Raw genomic sequence first — 17256 nt, 5'->3', positions numbered from 1 at the left:
TGTCCCAAACACAGCTGCTGACAAGCCCACGTGATGAAGGCGACCCTTCATCCCCAGCTGTCCCCACGCTCATCACTCGTCATGATCGCGCTCTGGCGCGGGGATGGGTGGAGTATGGCAGAGCTTCAAGCGACGGGGAGAAGATGGATAAGTGGAATAGTTCACGCCGGTGGGAAGCAACGCAATCTTTATGGCTTTAGGCCCATCTGCTAAGAAGCCCCGCATTCCGGAGACCGACCATGCGCACCGCCACTATCGCCCGCCAAACCAACGAGACCGAGATCTCCGTCTCGATCAATCTCGACGGCACCGGCGTTCATCAGATGGCGACCGGCGTCGGCTTCTTCGACCACATGCTGGACCAGCTGAGCCGTCATTCGCTGATCGATATGGACGTGTCCTGCAAGGGTGATCTGCATATCGACTTTCACCACACGGTGGAGGATGTCGGCATCGCGCTCGGCCAAGCCATCAAGCAGGCCCTGGGCGACAAGAAGGGCATCCGCCGCTATGCCTCGAGCGACCTGCCGATGGACGGGACGTTGACGCGCGCGGCGCTCGATGTGTCGGGCCGGCCCTTTCTCGTGTTCCGGGCCGAGTTCTCGCGCGACAAGATCGGCGAGATCGACACCGAGCTCTTCCGCGAATTCTTCCAGGCCTTCGCGATGAATGCTGGCATCACGCTCCACCTCGAGAACTTCTACGCCGACAACAACCATCATTTGGCCGAGTCGATGTTCAAGGCCGTGGCGCGCGCGCTGCGGGAGGCGGTGGAGATCGACCCCCGTGCCGGAGATCGGGTGCCCTCGACCAAGGGAACCCTCTGAGGCTTTCGCTGCCGGGGCTTTTGCACTAAGTCAGCCTCGATCAGCTTGTATCCTCTTAAGTCCGAGGCTGCGCGAGCCGTGCCGTGCGGCCGCACCTGCCCAAGAGGACAATTGCGTCATTGGAGAGTGTCTTGACCCTCTATGCCATTTTCGATCCTAAGCTCGGTGCAGCTGCCGTGCCTGCAGCGATTCCGGACCGGTTCTCCTGGCTTGCGGCACTCCTGCCACCGATCTTTGCCTTGGTGTATGGCTTGTGGCTGGAGTTGCTCGCCTTTATCGCCCTGGTGCTGGCGCTGCGATTGAGCTGGGGCTGGCTGGGTGAGGACGCGGTCGTGGCGCTCTATTTTCTGGTGACAGTCGCCATCGGGTTTGCCGCGCCCGGACTACGGCGGCAGGCGCTGCGGCGCCGCGGCTGGCGCTACCGGGGCGAGATGGTCGCCCCCAGCATGGAATTGGCGCAGTTGGAGGCCCTACGATGAGTGCTGTCACGATCATTGATTATGGGGCGGGCAATCTACACTCGGCCGCCAAGGCGTTCGAGCGCATGGCGGTGGCCGTCGGCGAAATCGAAATCCTCGTGACCGCCGATCCTGAACAGGTCCGCAGCGCTGACCGCATCATGCTGCCCGGAGTTGGGGCCTTTGCCGATTGCAAGGCCGGTCTCGACGCCGTGCCGGGGATGGTAGAGGTGCTCGAGGAGCGGGTGATCCGCGCTGGCGTGCCTTTTCTGGGCGTCTGTGTCGGCATGCAGCTGATGGCCTCGGAAGGTCGCGAGAAGGCGGTAACCCCGGGCCTTGGCTGGATCCCCGGGGCGGTCGAGAAGATCCGACCGACTGACCCTGCCCTCAAGATCCCGCACATGGGGTGGAACACCATCGACATCGCTCACCCCCATGAGCTCTTGACGGGTATTGCCGGTGGCCCCGACGGTCTCCATGCCTATTTCGTCCATTCCTACCATCTGGTGGCGGAAGACGAGAACATGCGGGTAGCGACGACGGATTATGGTGGACCGCTGACCGCCTGTGTCGCGCGTGACAATATGTTTGGCGCGCAGTTCCATCCGGAGAAGTCGCAGACACTAGGTCTGCGGCTGATCGAGAATTTCATGAGGTGGACGCCGTGAGGCACCCCCAGTCGACCTCCCCCTTCAAGGGGGAGGAGGCGCATCCAGTTCTTGGCACCCTCCTGCCGCCCGCCCATTCTCTCTTCCGCCGATCGGGAGATTGGGTGGCGGTAAAATCCCGGAGCTTTTCCGCATGATCCTTTTTCCCGCCATCGATCTCAAGGACGGCCAGTGCGTGCGCCTCAAGCTAGGCGACATGGCCCAGGCGACCATCTTTAATGACGATCCGGCTGCCCAGGCCAAGAGCTTCGAGGATCAGGGCTTCGAGTATCTGCACGTTGTTGATCTCAACGGCGCCTTTGCCGGCGAGAGCGTCAATGGCTCTGCGGTCGAAGCCATTCTCAAAACGGTCAGTTTTCCGGTGCAGCTCGGCGGCGGTATTCGCACGCTCCATCACATTGAAACTTGGCTCGAAAAGGGGCTGGCGCGGGTGATCCTCGGCACCGTGGCAGTGCGGGATCCGGCGCTGGTCAAGGAAGCCGCGCGGCGTTTTCCCGGTCAGGTGGCGGTGGGCATCGACGCGCGGAGCGGCATGGTTGCGGTGGAAGGTTGGGCCGAGACCTCCGAGCTATCGGTCATCGAACTGGCCAAGCGTTTTGAGGGCGCAGGCGTTGCCGCCATCATTTATACCGACATTGATCGGGACGGTGTTTTGGCCGGCATCAATTGGGAGTCTACACTAGAGCTGGCGCGGGCTACTTCCATTCCGGTGATCGCCTCGGGTGGCCTCGCCTCCATGGACGATATCGAGCGCATGACCCAGCCGGACTATCGGGTGCTGGCAGGCGCTATTTCCGGCCGGGCGCTCTATGATGGCCGGATTGATTCACGTGAAGCACTGGCCCGGCTCAAGGCGGCAGCGTGAGCATGCCCGTTTTCCTGCGCCGTTTTCCCTGGGCTTTCCACGCCACGTTTCTCACGGCTGCCCTGGCGTTCGCTGTCTGGCCGATCGTGTCCGTTGTCCTGGCAATCGTCCTCGCTGATGCCAATGGGTGTGAAATCGGTGAAATGGCTCCCCTGCCCTGCCCGGTTCTGGGCCCCGACATCGGCGGGCTGCTCTATGCCATGAAAGGCCTCTCCTGGCTGGCGGTGATGACCCTGCCGCTCGGCGGTGGCGCGCTGATCGCCTGGACGGCTGTCTTCATCATCCATCTGCTTGCCTGGCGGCGACTTCGCCTGGCGGCGTGAGTTCACCTTTGTGGTATCCTGACCCATGACCCTCAAGACCCGCCTCATTCCCTGCCTTGATGTCGCCGGTGGCCGCGTGGTCAAGGGCGTGCAGTTCGTCGACCTGGTGGATGCCGGTGATCCGGTCGCAGCTGCCATCGCCTATGATGCAGCCGGTGCTGATGAACTGACTTTTCTCGATATCGCCGCCAGCCATGAAGGGCGGGAGACCATCTTCGATGTGGTGGCGCGGACGGCCGAGCATTGCTTTATGCCCGTGACGGTGGGCGGCGGCGTCAGGAGCATCGAAGACATTCGCCGGCTGCTGCTGGCGGGGGCCGACAAGGTGGCCATCAACTCGGCTGCGGTGAACGATCCCGATTTCATCGCGCGCGCGGCCGACAAGTTCGGCAATCAGTGCATCGTCGTGTCGGTTGATGCCAAGCAGCGGCTGGAGCAGCGCGCCGGCGGCGACAACCGGTCCGAGTGGGAGATCTATACCCATGGGGGCCGCAAGCCGACCGGCATCGATGCGGTGGAATTCGCCAGCCGCATGGTTGAGCGTGGGGCGGGCGAATTGCTGGTGACCTCGATGGATCGGGACGGCACCAAGTCCGGCTTCGACCTCAAGCTCACCCGTGCCATCGCCGATGAAGTCGAGGTGCCGGTGATCGCCTCAGGCGGCGTCGGCACGCTGGAGCATTTGGTGGAAGGCGTGAAGGAGGGCCATGCCAGCGCCGTGCTTGCCGCCTCCATTTTCCACTTTGGGACCTTCACCATTCCCCAGGCCAAGGCCTATCTGCGTGAGCATGGCGTCGACGTGCGCATGGACCCGGCCGCCTGAGCGGGCAAGGTTGCGGGTGACGGCGCAGAGCTTTTGCACTATGCGTCGGCTCCAATAGCCTGCCGCAGCATCTTCTCCTGGGACCGCCGGATGACGCTTGAAGAACTCGAAGCCCGCATAGCGACCCGGGCCGAAGCCTCGCCCGAGGAGAGCTACACCGCCAAGCTCATCGCCCGCGGCATGAACAAGGCGGCCCAGAAGCTGGGTGAGGAGGCTACCGAAGCGGTGATTGCGGCCGTTACCGGCGACCGGCCCGAGCTCGTCAAGGAATCTGCCGATGTGCTCTATCATCTCCTCGTCGTGCTGCGCGCCGCCGAGGTGCCGTTGAGCGAAGTCATGGCCGAGCTGGACCAGCGAACGGTGCAGTCCGGCCTTGCCGAAAAGGCTGCGAGGACAACGCCGTGAACGCCGCCGCCCGTTCCGCTCCGGCGCCGTATCATCACTTCACCAAGGCCGAGTGGAGCGCACTGCGTGATGGCCAGCCCATGACGCTGAGCGCAGCCGACATCGAGCGCCTGCGCACGCTGTCCGATCCGATTTCGCTCGAGGAAGCCGAGGAAGTCTACCTGCCGCTGACGCGGCTCCTCTCCTACTATGTGGAGGCCATCCAGGGTCTCCATCGCGTATCCACGCGCTTTCTCGACAAGCCCGACCAGAAGGTGCCGTTTATCATCGGCGTCGCGGGTTCGGTGGCAGTGGGCAAGTCGACCACCGCGCGCATCCTGCAGGCGTTGCTGCAGCGCTGGCCGGCTAGTCCCCAGGTCGACCTCGTCACCACCGATGGGTTCCTCTACTCCAATGCCGAGCTGACCCGGCGCGGCATCATGGAGCGCAAGGGCTTTCCCGAGAGCTATGACCGCGGCCGCTTCGTGCAGTTTTTGGCAGATATCAAGTCAGGCAAGGCCAATGTGACGGTGCCGGTCTACTCACACCTTGTCTACGACGTCGTGGAGGGTAGTGAGATCGCCATCGACCGGCCCGATATCCTCATTGTCGAGGGGCTCAATATTCTCCAACCGGGCGAACTTCCCAAGACCGGCCGCCCGATCCTTTTCGCTTCGGATTTCATCGACTTCTCCGTCTATATCGACGCCGAGACGGAGGACCTCGAAGCCTGGTTCATCGAGCGGTTCTTCCGGCTGCGCGATACCGCCTTTCGCGACCCCAATTCGTTTTTCCGTCGCTTCGCCGAAATGGACGACGCGGAAGCGGGTGAGTTCGCCCGCATGGTGTGGCGGACGATTAACCTGCCCAATCTGCTGGACAACGTGCTGCCGACGCGCGGCCGTGCCGACCTGATCCTCAAAAAGGGCAAGGACCATCTGATCGAGGATGTGCAGTTGCGGCGCGTCTAATAGGTGCCCGGCTGCGGCTGGCTGAGGATGATCTGGTTGCCATCCCCGTCACGAAACTTGGCCGTCTTAAAAAAATCGCCGACCGACTTGGCGACCGGCGTCAAGCCATGCAGGCTCAGCCGGCCCAGCTCTTCGGCGAGATCGCCGACAATGAGCGTGACCATGGAGGCACCAGCCCTGTCCGCATCTGTGACCACCTGGACCCAGCCTCCTGCCGCCGTCTTCCACTCGGCCACATCATTCATGGGCCTGGCATCGGGAGCGCGCCCGAACAGCACCTCGTAGAAATCGAGTGCATCCGCAACGTCTTCCACGGCGATGGCGGCGAGGGCATTGGTGATGGTCATAGAGCATCCTTCTGCAGTGTCGCGAAGCAGTAGACTAGCACAAGCTGGAGCCGGGTGCAGCGGTTGGCGTTTGTTCATGGCGCTGCTAAGAGACCGTGCGAATAGGGGAATTGCAGATGGCGGGTTTGAAGGTTGTCGTAGCCGGAGCCGGCGGACGCATGGGCGCGGCCAATATCCGCGCCGTCACCGCGCACCCGCATTTGGAACTGCATGCGGCATTGGAACGCGCCGGCTCGGCCGCAGCCGGACGTGACGCCGGGAGCCTTGTTGGGCTGGAGCCGCTGGGCGTGGAAGTGACCTCCGACTTTGCGGCTGCGGTGCAAGGCGCCGACGTTATCATCGATTTCACCGCTCCTGGCCCAACCGTGGAACACGCCCAGGCAGCGGCCGCTCAAGGCTTGGTCCATATCATCGGCACGACCGGCTGCTCGGAGGCCGATGATCGCGCGGTTACTCAGGCTGCGCAGGCTGGGGCGCGGATCGTGAAATCCGGTAATTTCTCGATGGGCATGGTGCTGCTTGCAAGCCTTGTCAAAAAGGCGGCAGCGGCGCTGGCCGAATACGACATCGAGATCCTTGAAATGCACCATGGGCGGAAGGTCGATGCGCCTTCCGGGTCTGCCCTGATGCTGGGCGAAGCGGCAGCAGCGGGCCGGGAGATCGACCTCAAGCAGCATTCGGTGCGGGTTCGCGACGGCCATACCGGGCCGCGGGAAGCCGGTACGATCGGCTTTGCAACATTGCGTGGCGGCACTGTTGTGGGCGATCACTCGGTGATCCTGGCCGGCCCGTCGGAACGGGTGGAACTCAGCCATCGTGCCGAGGACCGGGCGATTTTTGCCAACGGCGCCCTGCGGGCAGCGCTTTGGGCGCATGAACAGGCACCCGGACTTTATTCCATGGCCGACGTGCTCGGCCTTAACGATTGACAAGGACAGACAGATGACCGGCACTTTGATCCTCGTGCGGCACGGCCAGAGCGAGTGGAACCTGAAGAACCTCTTCACCGGCTGGCGCAATCCGAACCTAACGGAGAAAGGCATCGAGGAGGCCCGCGCTACGGGCAAGGCCATCAAAGGGGCCGGAATCGTGCCCGACCTCTACTACACCTCCGCCCTGCGTCGGGCACAGCACACGCTCGACCTGATGCTTGAGGAGATGGGCGTCGACAATGTCACCATCACCCGCAACATTGCGCTGAATGAGCGGGACTACGGGGATCTCGCCGGGCTCAACAAGGACGATGCGCGCGAAAAATGGGGCGAAGAGCAGGTCCATATCTGGCGCCGGTCCTATGATGTACCGCCTCCGGGTGGCGAGAGCCTCAAGGACACGGCGGCCCGCACCCTGCCCTATTACGAAAGCGAGATCTTGCCCCAGCTGCAGGCCGGCAAGACCGTCCTTATTGCTGCCCACGGCAATTCGCTGCGGGCACTCGTGATGGCGATCGAGGGACTGACGCCCGATGAGATCCTCGCCCGCGAGATTGCTACCGGCGAACCGACCGTTTACGAGATCGGCGGCGACGGCAAGCTCGAGCGCAAGGTGACGCTGCACGCACCTGCGTAAGCAGCAGGATTCACGTGAAACTCAGTGGCGGGCGGAAATAACGCCTGCCTCCCACCCCAAGATCGCGCGCTTGCGCGGCACGCCCCAATGATAGCCGGTGAGCGCACCGCTGGCCCCCACCACCCGATGACAGGGCACAACGAAGCTAACCGGGTTCTTGCCCACGGCGGCGCCAACTGCGCGCGAAGCGGTGGGACGGCCGATCTGGTTGGCGACGCTCTGATAGGTGGTGGCACGTCCCACCGGGATCTTAAGCAGCGTCTCCCAGACTTTCACCTCGAAATCGGTGCCGATCAGCACCACGCGGACCGGCTGCTCCGCCGACCACCGGCTGGGCTCAAAAATCTGCGCGACCAACGGCGCCAAGCGGGCATCCTCGCGGTGAAACCGCGCATTGGGCCAGCGTCGCGCCAGATCCTGAAATGCCTGCTCGATCGTGGTATCGGCGTCGGCAAAGCCCAGGCCCGAGATACCGTATTCAGTGGCCGTGGCGACCGCCGTGCCGAAGGGCGACGGCGCCACGCCCCACATCATGTCGCATCCTGCTCCGCCGGCGCGGAAAACGCCGGGGGGCATGGCTTCATAGGTGACGAAGAGATCATGCAGCCGCGAGGTCGATGACAGGCCCACCTCATAGGTGGTGTCGAGCACGCTTTCCTGCGCCCGCAGCAGCGATTTGGCATGATCAAGAGCGACGGCTTGCGCGAAACTCTTGGGAGAGAGCCCACACCAGCGCCGGAAAAGGTCGGTAAGCTGCCGCTCGCTCAACCCCACCCCGCGGGCAAAGCCGGGCAGATCGGCAACGTCCGGCCCGTTCTCGGACAGGTAGCGAATGGCTGAACGGATGATGTCGTAATCATCCGCAGCGGAAAAAGGCGTGATCTGGTTCATCTTGGTGCACCCACACTAGCAGTGATGCCTGGGTGCTCACTAGGGGAACCCGACGTGTGAGGCGACCCGGTTTTGACAGGCGCTCAAGCCGCCACGCGCGCCCGGCGCAAGGCCGTGCCGAAAGCTCGAGCGAAGCTCGACTTTTCATCTGGATGCATAAAGACGCCGATTTCAATGGCTTCCTTGCCATTGCGCAGGCACATGGTCTGCGTCTTCTCGTTTTCATCGCGCGTGAGCAAGAGGCGCACCTGCTTTGGATCAAAGCGACGCAGGTCGCGGCTGCCATTGACGTCGATGGCCAGGATTTCGAGTTGGTCGGGCCAGAGCGTTATCTGTTCGCAGCGCTTGCCCTGGCGCAGCGAGACATGGAGCGCCACGGCAATGGCCACCACATCGAGCCCCATGAAGCCGACGATCGGCCAGGCACCCAGGGAAAAGAAAGCTAAACCGGGTATCAGTGCCAGCCCGGCCACCAGGGCAATAACGATGCGCTTACCGCGCGCATCGAGCGAACGGTGTGGCGTCAGCTTGGCCGAGAACAGGGGCTGTGTTGTTGTGGCTTGCATCGGCATGGCAGTCTCGTTGATTAACTATAGCCGCAGATTCGAGCCCAAGACCATGGTGCAGCCCCAAAAAGTGAAGAGCCTGCCCAAGGCTGACATCGAGGCGATCTTCCGCCGCTTCCACGAGATCGAGCCAGATCCCAAGGGTGAACTCGACTATAACAATGCATTTACCCTGCTGGTTGCAGTTGTTCTTTCAGCACAAGCAACCGACGCGGGCGTGAACAAGGCAACCAAGCAGCTTTTTGCCCTGGCGCCCTCCCCGGCAGCCATGGTGGCTCTAGGGGTCGAGCGCATCGAGAACCTGATCAAGACCATCGGGCTCTTTCGCACCAAGGCCAAGAATGTCTACGCGCTGGCGCAGCAATTGCTGGAACGGCACGGCGGCGAAGTGCCAGAAGAGCGCGAGGCGCTCGAGGCGCTCCCAGGCGTGGGGCGCAAGACGGCCAATGTGGTGCTCAACATCTGGTTCAAGCAGCCCACCATTGCCGTGGATACGCACCTTTTTCGCGTCGGCAACCGCACGGGGCTGGCGCCAGGAGCTAATCCGTTGGCTGTGGAGCAAGTCCTGGTTAAAGTGGTGCCCAAGCCTTATCTACTGCATGCGCATCATTGGCTGATTTTGCACGGACGCTATATCTGCAAGGCAAGAACGCCCGAATGCTGGCGCTGCCCTATTGCCCAGTGGTGCCGCTATAAGCCGAAGACCCCGGCTCCTAAGACATCCAGCCAGCGGATCTAGGTCACGCCATAGCCGCGCGCCATGGCAGCGGCGAAGATCAGGACCAGGACGAAGACCCCCGCCTGCAGGTGCACAAAGCGCCGAGCCGTGGTCAGGTCTCCTGCCGATGGCACAAAACTGGGTTCACTCGCGAGTGACTTGGCCCAGCTGCGGAATTTGAGAGTGGGCGGAATGCTGAGTAGCCCCACCGCGATGAAGGCCGCCATCTTTCCCCAAAAGGAATGGTTGGAAAGGTAGAACTCGACACCGCTGGCGCCGAAGAAAACCCGGAGCACGCCAATTGCGATCACCAGCAGGGCAATAGCGCCATAGGCGGCGTCGAGCCCCGCGAGTTGCCGGATAGTGGCGCCCGCAAGCCCCGGCCGTACCAAGGCGAACTCGGCAGCTAGCACGCCAGCCAGGGTGAAAACCGCAAGATGGTGGGCAATGGCGAGGACGAGGTCTAGCATAGTCACATTACGCCTAAAGTTGACAGTGTTTACACAGTCAGGCACGAAGTAAACAATGTCAACATCGTCTAACTCCCCTTATCATCATGGCAACCTCAGGCAGGCGCTGCTGGAAGCCGCGCTCATCATTTTGGCTAAGGAAGGAGAAGCCGGGCTGGGTCTCCGTGATCTGGCTCGCGCCGTCGGTGTTTCTCCCGCGGCCCCCTATAGGCACTTCGATAGCCGGGCGGCGCTCCTCGAGGCGCTGGCGGTGACCGGCTTCCAGCGGTTTACTCTGGCCATGGAAACGGTGGCGGCAAGCCAGCCGCACAATCCCATGGCGGCGATGGGCAAGACCTATGTGAAGTTCGCGCTGGAAAACCCCAACCTCTTCCGGCTGATGTTTTCGCCGCAACTGCGCAAGGACAAGCGGCCGGGCCTCCGCATAGCGGCGGATGCAGCCTATCGGACGCTGCGCCATATCACTGGTGGCGATGTCGGCGAGACCCGCGTGGCAGCCCTCGCTGCCTGGGCGCGGGTCCATGGACTCGCCGTGTTGCTGCTCGATGGGCAGATTGCCATGGAGGCGGGCGAGGATCTCGAAGCGCTGATCAGCGAGATCATCGGGCAGGACTAGCTTGGTTGCGCCGGTGCCAGCGATCCTCTAAACCGGCTCCCGGCCTTTTCCCGCGCGCCCGGACCCTTGCATGACCCAGACCCGCTTCGACGTCCTCACCATCGGCAATGCCATTGTCGACATCATTGCGCCGGTGGAGGCGGGCTTTATCGAGGCGGAGGGCATGAAGAAGGGCATCATGCACTTGATCGAGGCCGACCGGGCGCTTGACCTTTATGGCCGCATGTCAGCCGACAAGCAGCAGATTTCGGGCGGCAGCGCGGCCAACACGGCAGCCGGTGTTGCCTCGCTGGGCGGCCGCGCCGCCTTTGTCGGCAAGGTGGCCCAGGACGAACTGGGGGACTTCTTTGAGGCCGAGTTCAAGGATATCGGAGTCCATTACGGTACCGAGCGGCTGATCCATGGCTCGCCTACCGCGCGCTCAATGATCTTCGTTTCCGAAGAAGACGGCGAGCGGACCATGAACACTTATCTGGGTGCCTGCCAGCAGCTGACCGAAGCCGACATTGTCGAGGACGAAATCGGCGGCTCGGCAATCACCTATATGGAAGGCTTTCTTTGGGATCCGCTGGAAGCCAAGAAAGCCTTCGTGCTTGCCGCGCACTACGCACACAAGAACGAGCGAGCCGCGGCCTTCACCCTGTCGGATCCGTTCTGCGTCGACCGCTATCGCGCCGAATTCCTTGACCTCATCCGGTCCAAGACCATCGACTATGTCTTCGCAAATGTGCACGAGCTGAGATCGCTCTACCAGACCCAGGATTTGGGCGAGGCTGTGCGGCAGATTGCGGTGGATGCCGAGCTGGCGGCGATCACCATGGGCGCCGATGGCGCCATGGCGATCCACAATGGGGAGGTGATCTCGGTGCCCGCCTTCCCCGTCGACAAGGTGGTGGATGCAACCGGCGCCGGCGACCTTTTCGCCTCGGGCTTCCTCTTAGGCATCGCGCGCGGACAGACACTGGACTCTGCGCTCAAGACCGGGTGTCTCGCCGCCTCGGAAGTGATCAGCCATTTCGGCGCGCGTCCGCAGATTGCGCTGACCGAGCTCACCCGCGCCCATGGGCTGGCGGGCTAGTTCAGCCGAGAATGGCTTGGGTTTGTTCCAAGGCGGCGGAAGTGTCTCCGTTTGGCCGAAACTCGAGACCACAATAGCCGGCATAGCCCTGTCCCACGAGCCAGTCGAGGCTGCGCTTGAGCGGCAAGTGTCCCGTGCCGGGCTGCTGGCGCCCAGGATGATCGGCGACGTGGATATGGGCGACGCGGTCGACGCGTCCCGCCAGGACCTCTTCGGTGCGCTCGCCCATCACGATGGAATGGTAGAGATCGTAGAGGATGGCGATTTCCGGCCGGGCCACATCGTCGATAATGTCGAGCGCTTCAGCTGTGCTGGGCAGGAAGTAGCCGGGGTGATCCACCAGGGTGTTGAGAGGCTCCACCGCCAAGCGCACATCCGAGCCGGCCAGAACTTTGGCTGACCGAGCCAGTGCTTCGGTGAGGGCGTCGCGCTGCTGCGTGCGGGAGACCCCATCGCGCTCCGGCCCTGCCTGCGCAATCAGCACCGGGGCTCCGAGCCTTCGCGCGACGTCCAGACTGGTGGCTAGGCCGTCGAGAAAGCGCTGGTGGTCATCGGGGTCGGTCAGGGTGGCGAAGGGCTCGGCGACAAGTCCGGCCAGCGGCAGCCCCGTTGCATCCAGAGCCGCCGCGATGGCGTCGAGGTCCTTGTTGGACCAGAACCAGAACTCGACGGCATCAATACCCGCTGCTTTGGCGAGATAGATGCGCTGCGCTACCTCCACCGTTTCGTGGGTAAACAGCATGTCGATGCAGGCGGAAAAGCGCGTCATGCGAGGCGCGTGCCACCACTCTCTATTTCGGCGCGGATGGCATCCGCCGCGGCGCGGGGATCGGGCGCCTCGATAATGGGACGAGCGACGACCAGGTGGGTGGCCCCAGCGGCGAGTGCCTGGGCTGGACCCATGACGCGCTTCTGGTCGCCCTTCTCGGCCCCCGCCGGCCGAATTCCGGGGGTGACGATGGAAAGCCCAGGGCCCACGATAGTGCGGACCATCTCGGCTTCATGGGGCGATGCGACCACGCCGCCGATACCCGCATCGCGCGCCTGTTGCGCCCGCAACGCCACGAGCCCCGCAGCGTCCTTGGCGTAGCCGGCGTCTTTCACGTCGGCATCATCCATGGAGGTGAGGACCGTAACGCCGAGCACCGAAAGGTTTGACCCCGCTGCAGCTTTGGCCGCGGCGCGCATCGCCTTGGGATAGGCATGGACGGTCAGCATGGTCGCGCCGGTCTCGGCGATCGCGGCCACCCCTTTTTCAACCGTGTTGTCGATGTCGAGGAGCTTGAGATCGAAAAACACCTTCTTGCCCTCGGCCAGGAGAGCCTTGCCCAGGGCATAGCCGTCAGCGCCATAGAAGCACTGGTAGCCGATCTTGTAGTAATCGACGCTATCGCCCAGGAGCGCGACGATCTCCTCAGCGCGGGCGCGTGACGCAACGTCGAGGCCGACAATCAACTGACCGGGCATGGCTTCTCCTCCATCGTGATGTGGCTCCGCGATAGAGCATGGCCCCCAGAGGCGCAAGCGCGCTAGCACATCCAGCCGGGGGACAGATCCTCCATGCGCATCCAGTCGGTATGGAGCTTGGGAGAATCTGTGTCGAAGACGAAGCAGTTGCCGCCACCGGGACCGGCATGGTGCTGATCCTCTCTCCTGCTGATCGGCCGATTGGCCAGGTGGCATTTCAGCAGCGTGCCGACGGCTCCGTGGCCACAGAAGATCGCATGGGTGCCGGATGGGACATTAGCGAGGGCACGACCGACCGCGTCGACGATGCGACGCTGCGCGTCAATTGCTCGTTCCCAACCATCCGCACTCTCCTCCGGCTGGGCAAAGAAACGGTCGGCTGTGGCTTCAAACAAGGGTGGCGGCAGGAAGCCCGTCGCGCTGCGATCGTTCTCGCCCATGCGGTGGTCGCTGGCGAACTCAGTGCCGGCCGCGAGCGCGATCAGTACGGCAAGCTCCATCGCCTTCCGCTCATCGCTCGCGAAAACCTTGGCACCGGGAGGCACTACGCCGCTCCGGGCAAAGGCTTCGGCGCGGTGGCGGCCTTCTGCCGAGAGGCCCCAGCGCGGCACCGGCACATCTGGGTCCATCTCAACTTGTGGATGGGTGACGTAGAGGGCTCGTGTCATCAATTGACGCCATAGCGCAGCAAATCGGCGACGATCTGGTCGATTTTGCGCTGGATCGCTGGTTCGGTCGGATTGCCCTCGGCGTCCAGAGCCTGCTCGTCGGGCCCGATGCCGAGCAAGGTGGGCACCACCAACGCGCCGATCTTGGAGAGCGTATCGCGCAAATGGCTGAGAGCGAAGATGGTACCGTACTTGCCCGAACTTACCCCGCCTATGGCAAAGAGGGGGTGGCGAAATGGACTGGGCCGCTGCCGGCTGAGCCAGGAGATGGTGTTGACGAGGAGCGGCGGCAGACCGCCATTATACTCGGGCGTCGCGATAAAGACGATGTCATGGCTCCGAAAGAGCTCAGCCAAGCGCGGCGCCGCCTCGGGAACATGATCGGGCTCTAGGTCCTCGTTGAAGATGGGCATGGGGAAGTCGGCAAGGCTGAGCGATGTCACCTCGACACCTGCGGCTGTGAGCTTGCGGTCCATATGCGCTTGCAAGCGGCGGTTGATCGAGCCGGTGCGGATGGAGCCCGAGAGGGTAAGCGCTGTCTTCATCCATTTCCTCGCAGCCTGTCGAATATGCCACCACCCAATCGTCGGAGGTGCAGAGTCACGAGCGAGACGCTAGTCTCGCCCCATCAGGAAGGAGACATCATGCCTGCTATGATTTTCGTCAATCTACCGGTAAGCAATCTCGACACCGCCATCGCCTACTACAAGGCGCTCGGCTTCAGCCAAAACCCGCAGTTCAGCGACGACACTGGCGCTTGTATGGTGATCAGCGACACCATCTATGTGATGGTGCTGACCCATGCCAAGTTCCGGCAGTTCTCCGACTTGCCAATCCCCGATGCCCGGGAGCAGCGGCAGGCGCTCTATGCCCTCTCCTGCGACAGCCGGGATGCGGTGGACCAGATCGCGGAGCGGGGCTTGGCAGCGGGGGGCCGCGAAACGCGGGAGCGCCAGGACATGGGCTTCATGTACTCACGCGCCATTGCCGACCCGGATGGGCACACCTGGGAGCATTTCTGGATGGACATGAGCCAGATGCCGACGGAGTAGTCAGCAGGCCTCCCACGGCCGGCGCTTCCAAACAGCGCCGGCGTATCCTGGGCCGCCTTCACACGACTGCCGAGAGATGCGGAGCTCAGGCTTCGAACATCTTCTTGAGTTTGTCGAAAAAGCCGTCGGAGGTCGGGCTGGTCTCCTGGGTCTCGAGGCGCGCGAACTCTTCGAGCAGTTCGCGCTGCCGGCGCGAGAGGTTCTGCGGTGTCTCGATATCGAGCTGGACATAGAGATCGCCGATGTCCTTGCTGCGCAGGACCGGCATGCCCTTGCCCTTGAGGCGAACCCGCTGCCCCGGTTGCGTACCGGCGGGCACCTTCACCTTGGCGCGCAGGGTGTCGAGCGTCGGCACTTCAAATTCACCGCCCAGGGCGGCGGTGCTCATGGAGATGGGAATACGCGCGAAGAGATCGGCGCCGTCGCGCTGGAAAAGATCATGCGGCTTGATGGAGACGAAGATATAGAGGTCACCCGGAGGGCCGCCCCGTACCCCTGCCTCGCCTTCATTGGCCAGCCGGATGCGGGTGCCGTCCTCGATGCCCTTGGGAACATCGACGCTCAGCTTACGATTTTCCTGCCGGCGGCCCTGGCCACCGCAGTCGGTGCAAGGCTGGTCCATCATCTCGCCGCGGCCTTGGCAGACGGGGCAAGTGCGCTCAATGGTGAAAAAGCCCTGGGCGGCGCGAACCTTGCCGTGGCCATTGCACTGGCGGCAGGTGTGCGTGCCGGTACCCGGCTTGGCGCCTGAGCCTTCACACGTGGTGCAGCCCACCAGCGTCGGCACATCGATTTCGACCGTGCGCCCTTCGAAGCTTTCCTCAAGGCTGATTTCGAGATTATAGCGCAGGTCCGAGCCGCGCAGGCGCGATGCGCCGCCGCCGGCGCCACGGCGACCACCGCCGCCCATGAAGTCGCCGAAAATGTCCTCAAAGATATCGGACATGGAGGACGAAAACTCGGGGCCGAATCCAGCGCCGCTGCGACCATTCTCGAAGGCGGCATGGCCGAACCGATCATAGGCCGCGCGCTTTTGCGGGTCCTTGAGCGTGTCGTAAGCCTCGCTGATCTCCTTGAACTTCGCCTCGGCGGCGGTGTCCCCCGGATTGCGGTCCGGGTGGTGCTTCATGGCGAGTTTGCGATAGGCGCTTTTGAGCGTCGCATCGTCGGCGCCCTTGGCGACGCCAAGCACCTCGTAGAAATCCTGTTTAGCCAAGTATTCGTCTCCGAAAGCCTTGCGGGCGCGCGGTCAAGCGCGCAGCGCCGCATCACTGGAAGCCCCAAGCTCCTCCTAGATGGCAATCGACCCCGCGCCCCGCAAGGGGTCGGGAGTCGCTGCAAGGAGAAACCAACATGGGGCCGCTCTTAGCAAGTGCGGCGCATAGGGGCAACCGAGGGACGTGCTTAGCTGCGTCGGCTGGGCGCAACGGCCCGCGCGAGAATGTCGGCGGCGTCGGCCTGGGCAAAGAGCGCCTTGGTCACCATGAGACCGAGCCCAAAAAAGCCCTGCGTCACGCCTTGGTACATCCGGCACTGCACCGATACACCAGCGCTTTCCAGCGCGTCGGCTAGGGCTTCCCCTTCGGAGCGAAGCGGATCGACGCCCGCAAGGATGATGGTCGCTGGCGCAACCCCAGCCCAATCGCTGCGCGATACCAGATCGATGTGCCGATCATGGATGGCGTCCTGCTCTTCGAGGAGGTGCCGGAAGCGCCAGCGCATCGCGGCAAGCCCGATGGGACGCACGCGTTGGCAGTCATTGTAGGACGGAGTGCCCAAATCGCTGCCGGCAATGGGATGGATCAGCAATTGGTGGAGCGGCTGGATGGTTCGCTCGTCTCGCGCCCGCAGCGCAACATTGGCGGCTAGGTTGCCACCAGCGTCTTCGCCGGCCACCACCAAGCGACGCGGGTCCACCCCGAGGGAACCGGCTTCGCTCAGCACCCAGCGCCAGGCCTGCCACGCATCCTCATGGGCTGCGGGGAACTTGTGTTCGGGCGCTAGTCGATAGCCGGCGGAGATCACCAGCGCTCCAGTACGTCGCGCGATCGCCCGTGCCGAGTCGTCATTGCTGTCGAGGCTGCCGGTGACAAAACCGCCGCCATGGAAGAACAGCACAGCTGGATTGAGCCGATTGAGGAGACCCACGGGTTTGTAGAGACGAACCGAGAGCTGCTGTTCGCCAGTATCGATGGTGAGGTTCTCGGTTTCCACTCCACCATCCTGCGGTCCCCGCATCTGCCGGGACAGAATGCTACGAACTGCATCGGTAAAGTTCGGTTGCCGCCGCGCCGACTGTGGCGAGCTATATTCGAGTGGACGGGCCCCTAGCTGCGTCATCGCGTCCAGCACATGTTTCATGTCGGCATCGAGCCGGCTCATGGCATCGCCATTTATCAGCTGTGCCAGCCGGCTAATCCCAGCGTCGGCAGATGTTGGTGCGGACTGTTCGCTCATGCGCGGCCCCAGGGCTTTTGTGACGTTGAGGTGAACGC

24 protein-coding genes are annotated in these 17256 nt (G+C 63.1%); 14 read left to right on the top strand and 10 right to left on the bottom strand.

Going from position 1 to position 17256, the window contains the following annotated elements; translation table 11 throughout:
* Positions 1–239 precede the first annotated feature (239 nt).
* The 8 genes from hisB to coaA all read left to right on the top strand — a co-directional run bounded on the left by hisB (position 240) and on the right by coaA (position 5319).
* Positions 240–827, top strand: coding sequence for an imidazoleglycerol-phosphate dehydratase HisB (gene hisB / locus QOV41_RS01020; RefSeq protein WP_284578929.1), 588 nt, complete (start codon positions 240–242; stop codon positions 825–827).
* A 131-nt stretch (positions 828–958) separates the two neighbouring features.
* Positions 959–1306 (top strand): DUF2628 domain-containing protein, encoded by a 348-nt coding sequence (locus tag QOV41_RS01015; protein ID WP_284578928.1) that lies wholly within the window; start codon positions 959–961, stop codon positions 1304–1306.
* Complete coding sequence (gene hisH, locus QOV41_RS01010) at positions 1303–1953, top strand: imidazole glycerol phosphate synthase subunit HisH (protein WP_284578927.1); 651 nt, start codon at positions 1303–1305, stop codon at positions 1951–1953. The genes QOV41_RS01015 and hisH overlap by 4 nt, the downstream gene beginning before the upstream one ends.
* Positions 1954–2086: 133 nt before the next feature.
* On the top strand, positions 2087–2818 hold the full coding sequence (gene hisA / locus QOV41_RS01005; protein WP_284578926.1) for a 1-(5-phosphoribosyl)-5-[(5-phosphoribosylamino)methylideneamino]imidazole-4-carboxamide isomerase: 732 nt from the start codon (positions 2087–2089) through the stop codon (positions 2816–2818).
* A complete protein-coding gene (locus QOV41_RS01000; protein WP_284578925.1) occupies positions 2815–3141 on the top strand; it encodes a hypothetical protein in 327 nt (108 codons plus the stop codon). Before hisA ends, QOV41_RS01000 begins: the two co-directional genes overlap by 4 nt.
* Positions 3142–3166: 25 nt before the next feature.
* Positions 3167–3964, top strand: a complete 798-nt coding sequence (gene hisF, locus QOV41_RS00995; protein ID WP_284578924.1) for an imidazole glycerol phosphate synthase subunit HisF — start codon at positions 3167–3169, stop codon at positions 3962–3964.
* A 90-nt stretch (positions 3965–4054) separates the two neighbouring features.
* Positions 4055–4369 carry a phosphoribosyl-ATP diphosphatase gene (locus tag QOV41_RS00990; protein ID WP_284578923.1) on the top strand — a complete coding sequence of 105 codons (315 nt, stop codon included), beginning with the start codon at positions 4055–4057 and terminating at the stop codon, positions 4367–4369.
* Positions 4366–5319, top strand: a complete 954-nt coding sequence (gene coaA / locus QOV41_RS00985; RefSeq protein WP_284578922.1) for a type I pantothenate kinase — start codon at positions 4366–4368, stop codon at positions 5317–5319. The genes QOV41_RS00990 and coaA overlap by 4 nt, the downstream gene beginning before the upstream one ends.
* Here coaA and QOV41_RS00980 read toward each other — a convergent pair.
* Entirely contained in the window at positions 5316–5666 is a 351-nt protein-coding gene (locus tag QOV41_RS00980; RefSeq protein WP_284578921.1) for a VOC family protein, read from the bottom strand. The genes coaA and QOV41_RS00980 overlap by 4 nt on opposite strands.
* A 110-nt stretch (positions 5667–5776) precedes the next feature.
* Here QOV41_RS00980 and dapB point away from each other — a divergent pair, with 110 nt between their 5' ends.
* Positions 5777–6595: a 4-hydroxy-tetrahydrodipicolinate reductase gene (dapB, locus tag QOV41_RS00975; RefSeq protein WP_284578920.1), complete on the top strand. Its 819-nt coding sequence runs from the start codon at positions 5777–5779 to the stop codon at positions 6593–6595.
* Positions 6596–6608: 13 nt separating this feature from the next.
* Positions 6609–7235 (top strand): 2,3-bisphosphoglycerate-dependent phosphoglycerate mutase, encoded by a 627-nt coding sequence (locus QOV41_RS00970; RefSeq protein ID WP_284578918.1) that lies wholly within the window; start codon positions 6609–6611, stop codon positions 7233–7235.
* A gap of 21 nt (positions 7236–7256) precedes the next feature.
* On the opposite strand, the gene QOV41_RS00965 is transcribed toward QOV41_RS00970, so the two are convergent.
* Together QOV41_RS00965 and QOV41_RS00960 are read right to left on the bottom strand one after the other, a co-directional pair.
* Positions 7257–8126: a methylated-DNA--[protein]-cysteine S-methyltransferase gene (locus QOV41_RS00965; RefSeq protein WP_284578916.1), complete on the bottom strand. Its 870-nt coding sequence runs from the start codon at positions 8124–8126 to the stop codon at positions 7257–7259.
* Positions 8127–8209: 83 nt separating this feature from the next.
* Positions 8210–8698 (bottom strand): DUF2244 domain-containing protein, encoded by a 489-nt coding sequence (locus QOV41_RS00960; RefSeq protein ID WP_284578915.1) that lies wholly within the window; start codon positions 8696–8698, stop codon positions 8210–8212.
* A gap of 46 nt (positions 8699–8744) precedes the next feature.
* Between QOV41_RS00960 and nth the strand changes: the two genes are divergently transcribed.
* Positions 8745–9431, top strand: a complete 687-nt coding sequence (gene nth / locus QOV41_RS00955; RefSeq protein ID WP_284578914.1) for an endonuclease III — start codon at positions 8745–8747, stop codon at positions 9429–9431.
* On the opposite strand, the gene QOV41_RS00950 is transcribed toward nth, so the two are convergent.
* The gene (locus QOV41_RS00950) at positions 9428–9880 is read right to left on the bottom strand and encodes a DUF2214 family protein (protein WP_284578912.1); all 453 of its coding nucleotides are present in this window, start codon (positions 9878–9880) and stop codon (positions 9428–9430) included. The two genes, nth and QOV41_RS00950, sit on opposite strands and share 4 nt — an antisense overlap.
* 55 nt (positions 9881–9935) lie before the next feature.
* On the opposite strand from QOV41_RS00950, the gene QOV41_RS00945 reads away from it, so the two are divergent.
* Together QOV41_RS00945 and QOV41_RS00940 are read left to right on the top strand one after the other, a co-directional pair.
* The gene (locus tag QOV41_RS00945; protein WP_284578910.1) at positions 9936–10496 is read left to right on the top strand and encodes a TetR/AcrR family transcriptional regulator; all 561 of its coding nucleotides are present in this window, start codon (positions 9936–9938) and stop codon (positions 10494–10496) included.
* A gap of 70 nt (positions 10497–10566) precedes the next feature.
* Complete coding sequence (locus QOV41_RS00940) at positions 10567–11574, top strand: adenosine kinase (protein ID WP_284578908.1); 1008 nt, start codon at positions 10567–10569, stop codon at positions 11572–11574.
* Between the two features lies 1 nt (position 11575).
* On the opposite strand, the gene QOV41_RS00935 is transcribed toward QOV41_RS00940, so the two are convergent.
* The 4 genes from QOV41_RS00935 to QOV41_RS00920 form a co-directional block, all read right to left on the bottom strand.
* A complete protein-coding gene (locus QOV41_RS00935; RefSeq protein ID WP_284578907.1) occupies positions 11576–12343 on the bottom strand; it encodes a TIM barrel protein in 768 nt (255 codons plus the stop codon).
* Positions 12340–13041, bottom strand: coding sequence for an orotidine-5'-phosphate decarboxylase (gene pyrF / locus QOV41_RS00930; protein ID WP_284578906.1), 702 nt, complete (start codon positions 13039–13041; stop codon positions 12340–12342). Before pyrF ends, QOV41_RS00935 begins: the two co-directional genes overlap by 4 nt.
* 62 nt (positions 13042–13103) lie before the next feature.
* On the bottom strand, positions 13104–13709 hold the full coding sequence (locus tag QOV41_RS00925; protein ID WP_284578904.1) for a histidine phosphatase family protein: 606 nt from the start codon (positions 13707–13709) through the stop codon (positions 13104–13106).
* Positions 13709–14254: an NADPH-dependent FMN reductase gene (locus QOV41_RS00920; RefSeq protein WP_284578902.1), complete on the bottom strand. Its 546-nt coding sequence runs from the start codon at positions 14252–14254 to the stop codon at positions 13709–13711. The genes QOV41_RS00925 and QOV41_RS00920 overlap by 1 nt, the downstream gene beginning before the upstream one ends.
* Before the next feature lie 99 nt (positions 14255–14353).
* On the opposite strand from QOV41_RS00920, the gene QOV41_RS00915 reads away from it, so the two are divergent.
* Positions 14354–14761, top strand: a complete 408-nt coding sequence (locus QOV41_RS00915) for a VOC family protein (protein WP_284578901.1) — start codon at positions 14354–14356, stop codon at positions 14759–14761.
* An 85-nt stretch (positions 14762–14846) separates the two neighbouring features.
* On the opposite strand, the gene dnaJ is transcribed toward QOV41_RS00915, so the two are convergent.
* Positions 14847–15977: a molecular chaperone DnaJ gene (dnaJ, locus tag QOV41_RS00910; protein ID WP_284578900.1), complete on the bottom strand. Its 1131-nt coding sequence runs from the start codon at positions 15975–15977 to the stop codon at positions 14847–14849.
* 188 nt (positions 15978–16165) lie between these two features.
* On the bottom strand, positions 16166–17218 hold the full coding sequence (locus tag QOV41_RS00905) for an alpha/beta hydrolase (protein WP_284578898.1): 1053 nt from the start codon (positions 17216–17218) through the stop codon (positions 16166–16168).
* Positions 17219–17256: the final 38 nt, after the last annotated feature.

It is taken from the genome of Devosia sp. RR2S18, assembly GCF_030177755.1.
GTDB lineage: Bacteria > Pseudomonadota > Alphaproteobacteria > Rhizobiales > Devosiaceae > Devosia > Devosia rhizosphaerae.
The sequence above is the reverse complement of the archived record's forward strand: the minus strand, read 5'-3'. Positions and strand labels throughout refer to the sequence as shown.

Excerpts from the sequence above, each read along its gene's own strand:
- QOV41_RS00935 (WP_284578907.1), bottom strand. The coding sequence starts at position 12,343 with ATGACGCGCTTTTCCGCCTGCATCGACATGCTGTTTACCCACGAAACG.
- QOV41_RS00920 (WP_284578902.1), bottom strand. The coding sequence starts at position 14,254 with ATGAAGACAGCGCTTACCCTCTCGGGCTCCATCCGCACCGGCTCGATC.
- QOV41_RS00990 (WP_284578923.1), top strand. The coding sequence starts at position 4,055 with ATGACGCTTGAAGAACTCGAAGCCCGCATAGCGACCCGGGCCGAAGCC.
- QOV41_RS00905 (WP_284578898.1), bottom strand. The coding sequence starts at position 17,218 with ATGAGCGAACAGTCCGCACCAACATCTGCCGACGCTGGGATTAGCCGG.
- QOV41_RS00960 (WP_284578915.1), bottom strand. The coding sequence starts at position 8,698 with ATGCCGATGCAAGCCACAACAACACAGCCCCTGTTCTCGGCCAAGCTG.
- hisF (WP_284578924.1), top strand. The coding sequence starts at position 3,167 with ATGACCCTCAAGACCCGCCTCATTCCCTGCCTTGATGTCGCCGGTGGC.
- QOV41_RS00925 (WP_284578904.1), bottom strand. The coding sequence starts at position 13,709 with ATGACACGAGCCCTCTACGTCACCCATCCACAAGTTGAGATGGACCCA.
- QOV41_RS00950 (WP_284578912.1), bottom strand. The coding sequence starts at position 9,880 with ATGCTAGACCTCGTCCTCGCCATTGCCCACCATCTTGCGGTTTTCACC.
- QOV41_RS00970 (WP_284578918.1), top strand. The coding sequence starts at position 6,609 with ATGACCGGCACTTTGATCCTCGTGCGGCACGGCCAGAGCGAGTGGAAC.
- pyrF (WP_284578906.1), bottom strand. The coding sequence starts at position 13,041 with ATGCCCGGTCAGTTGATTGTCGGCCTCGACGTTGCGTCACGCGCCCGC.
- hisA (WP_284578926.1), top strand. The coding sequence starts at position 2,087 with ATGATCCTTTTTCCCGCCATCGATCTCAAGGACGGCCAGTGCGTGCGC.
- nth (WP_284578914.1), top strand. The coding sequence starts at position 8,745 with ATGGTGCAGCCCCAAAAAGTGAAGAGCCTGCCCAAGGCTGACATCGAG.
- QOV41_RS00980 (WP_284578921.1), bottom strand. The coding sequence starts at position 5,666 with ATGACCATCACCAATGCCCTCGCCGCCATCGCCGTGGAAGACGTTGCG.
- QOV41_RS00915 (WP_284578901.1), top strand. The coding sequence starts at position 14,354 with ATGCCTGCTATGATTTTCGTCAATCTACCGGTAAGCAATCTCGACACC.
- QOV41_RS00945 (WP_284578910.1), top strand. The coding sequence starts at position 9,936 with ATGTCAACATCGTCTAACTCCCCTTATCATCATGGCAACCTCAGGCAG.
- QOV41_RS00965 (WP_284578916.1), bottom strand. The coding sequence starts at position 8,126 with ATGAACCAGATCACGCCTTTTTCCGCTGCGGATGATTACGACATCATC.
- hisB (WP_284578929.1), top strand. The coding sequence starts at position 240 with ATGCGCACCGCCACTATCGCCCGCCAAACCAACGAGACCGAGATCTCC.
- hisH (WP_284578927.1), top strand. The coding sequence starts at position 1,303 with ATGAGTGCTGTCACGATCATTGATTATGGGGCGGGCAATCTACACTCG.
- QOV41_RS00940 (WP_284578908.1), top strand. The coding sequence starts at position 10,567 with ATGACCCAGACCCGCTTCGACGTCCTCACCATCGGCAATGCCATTGTC.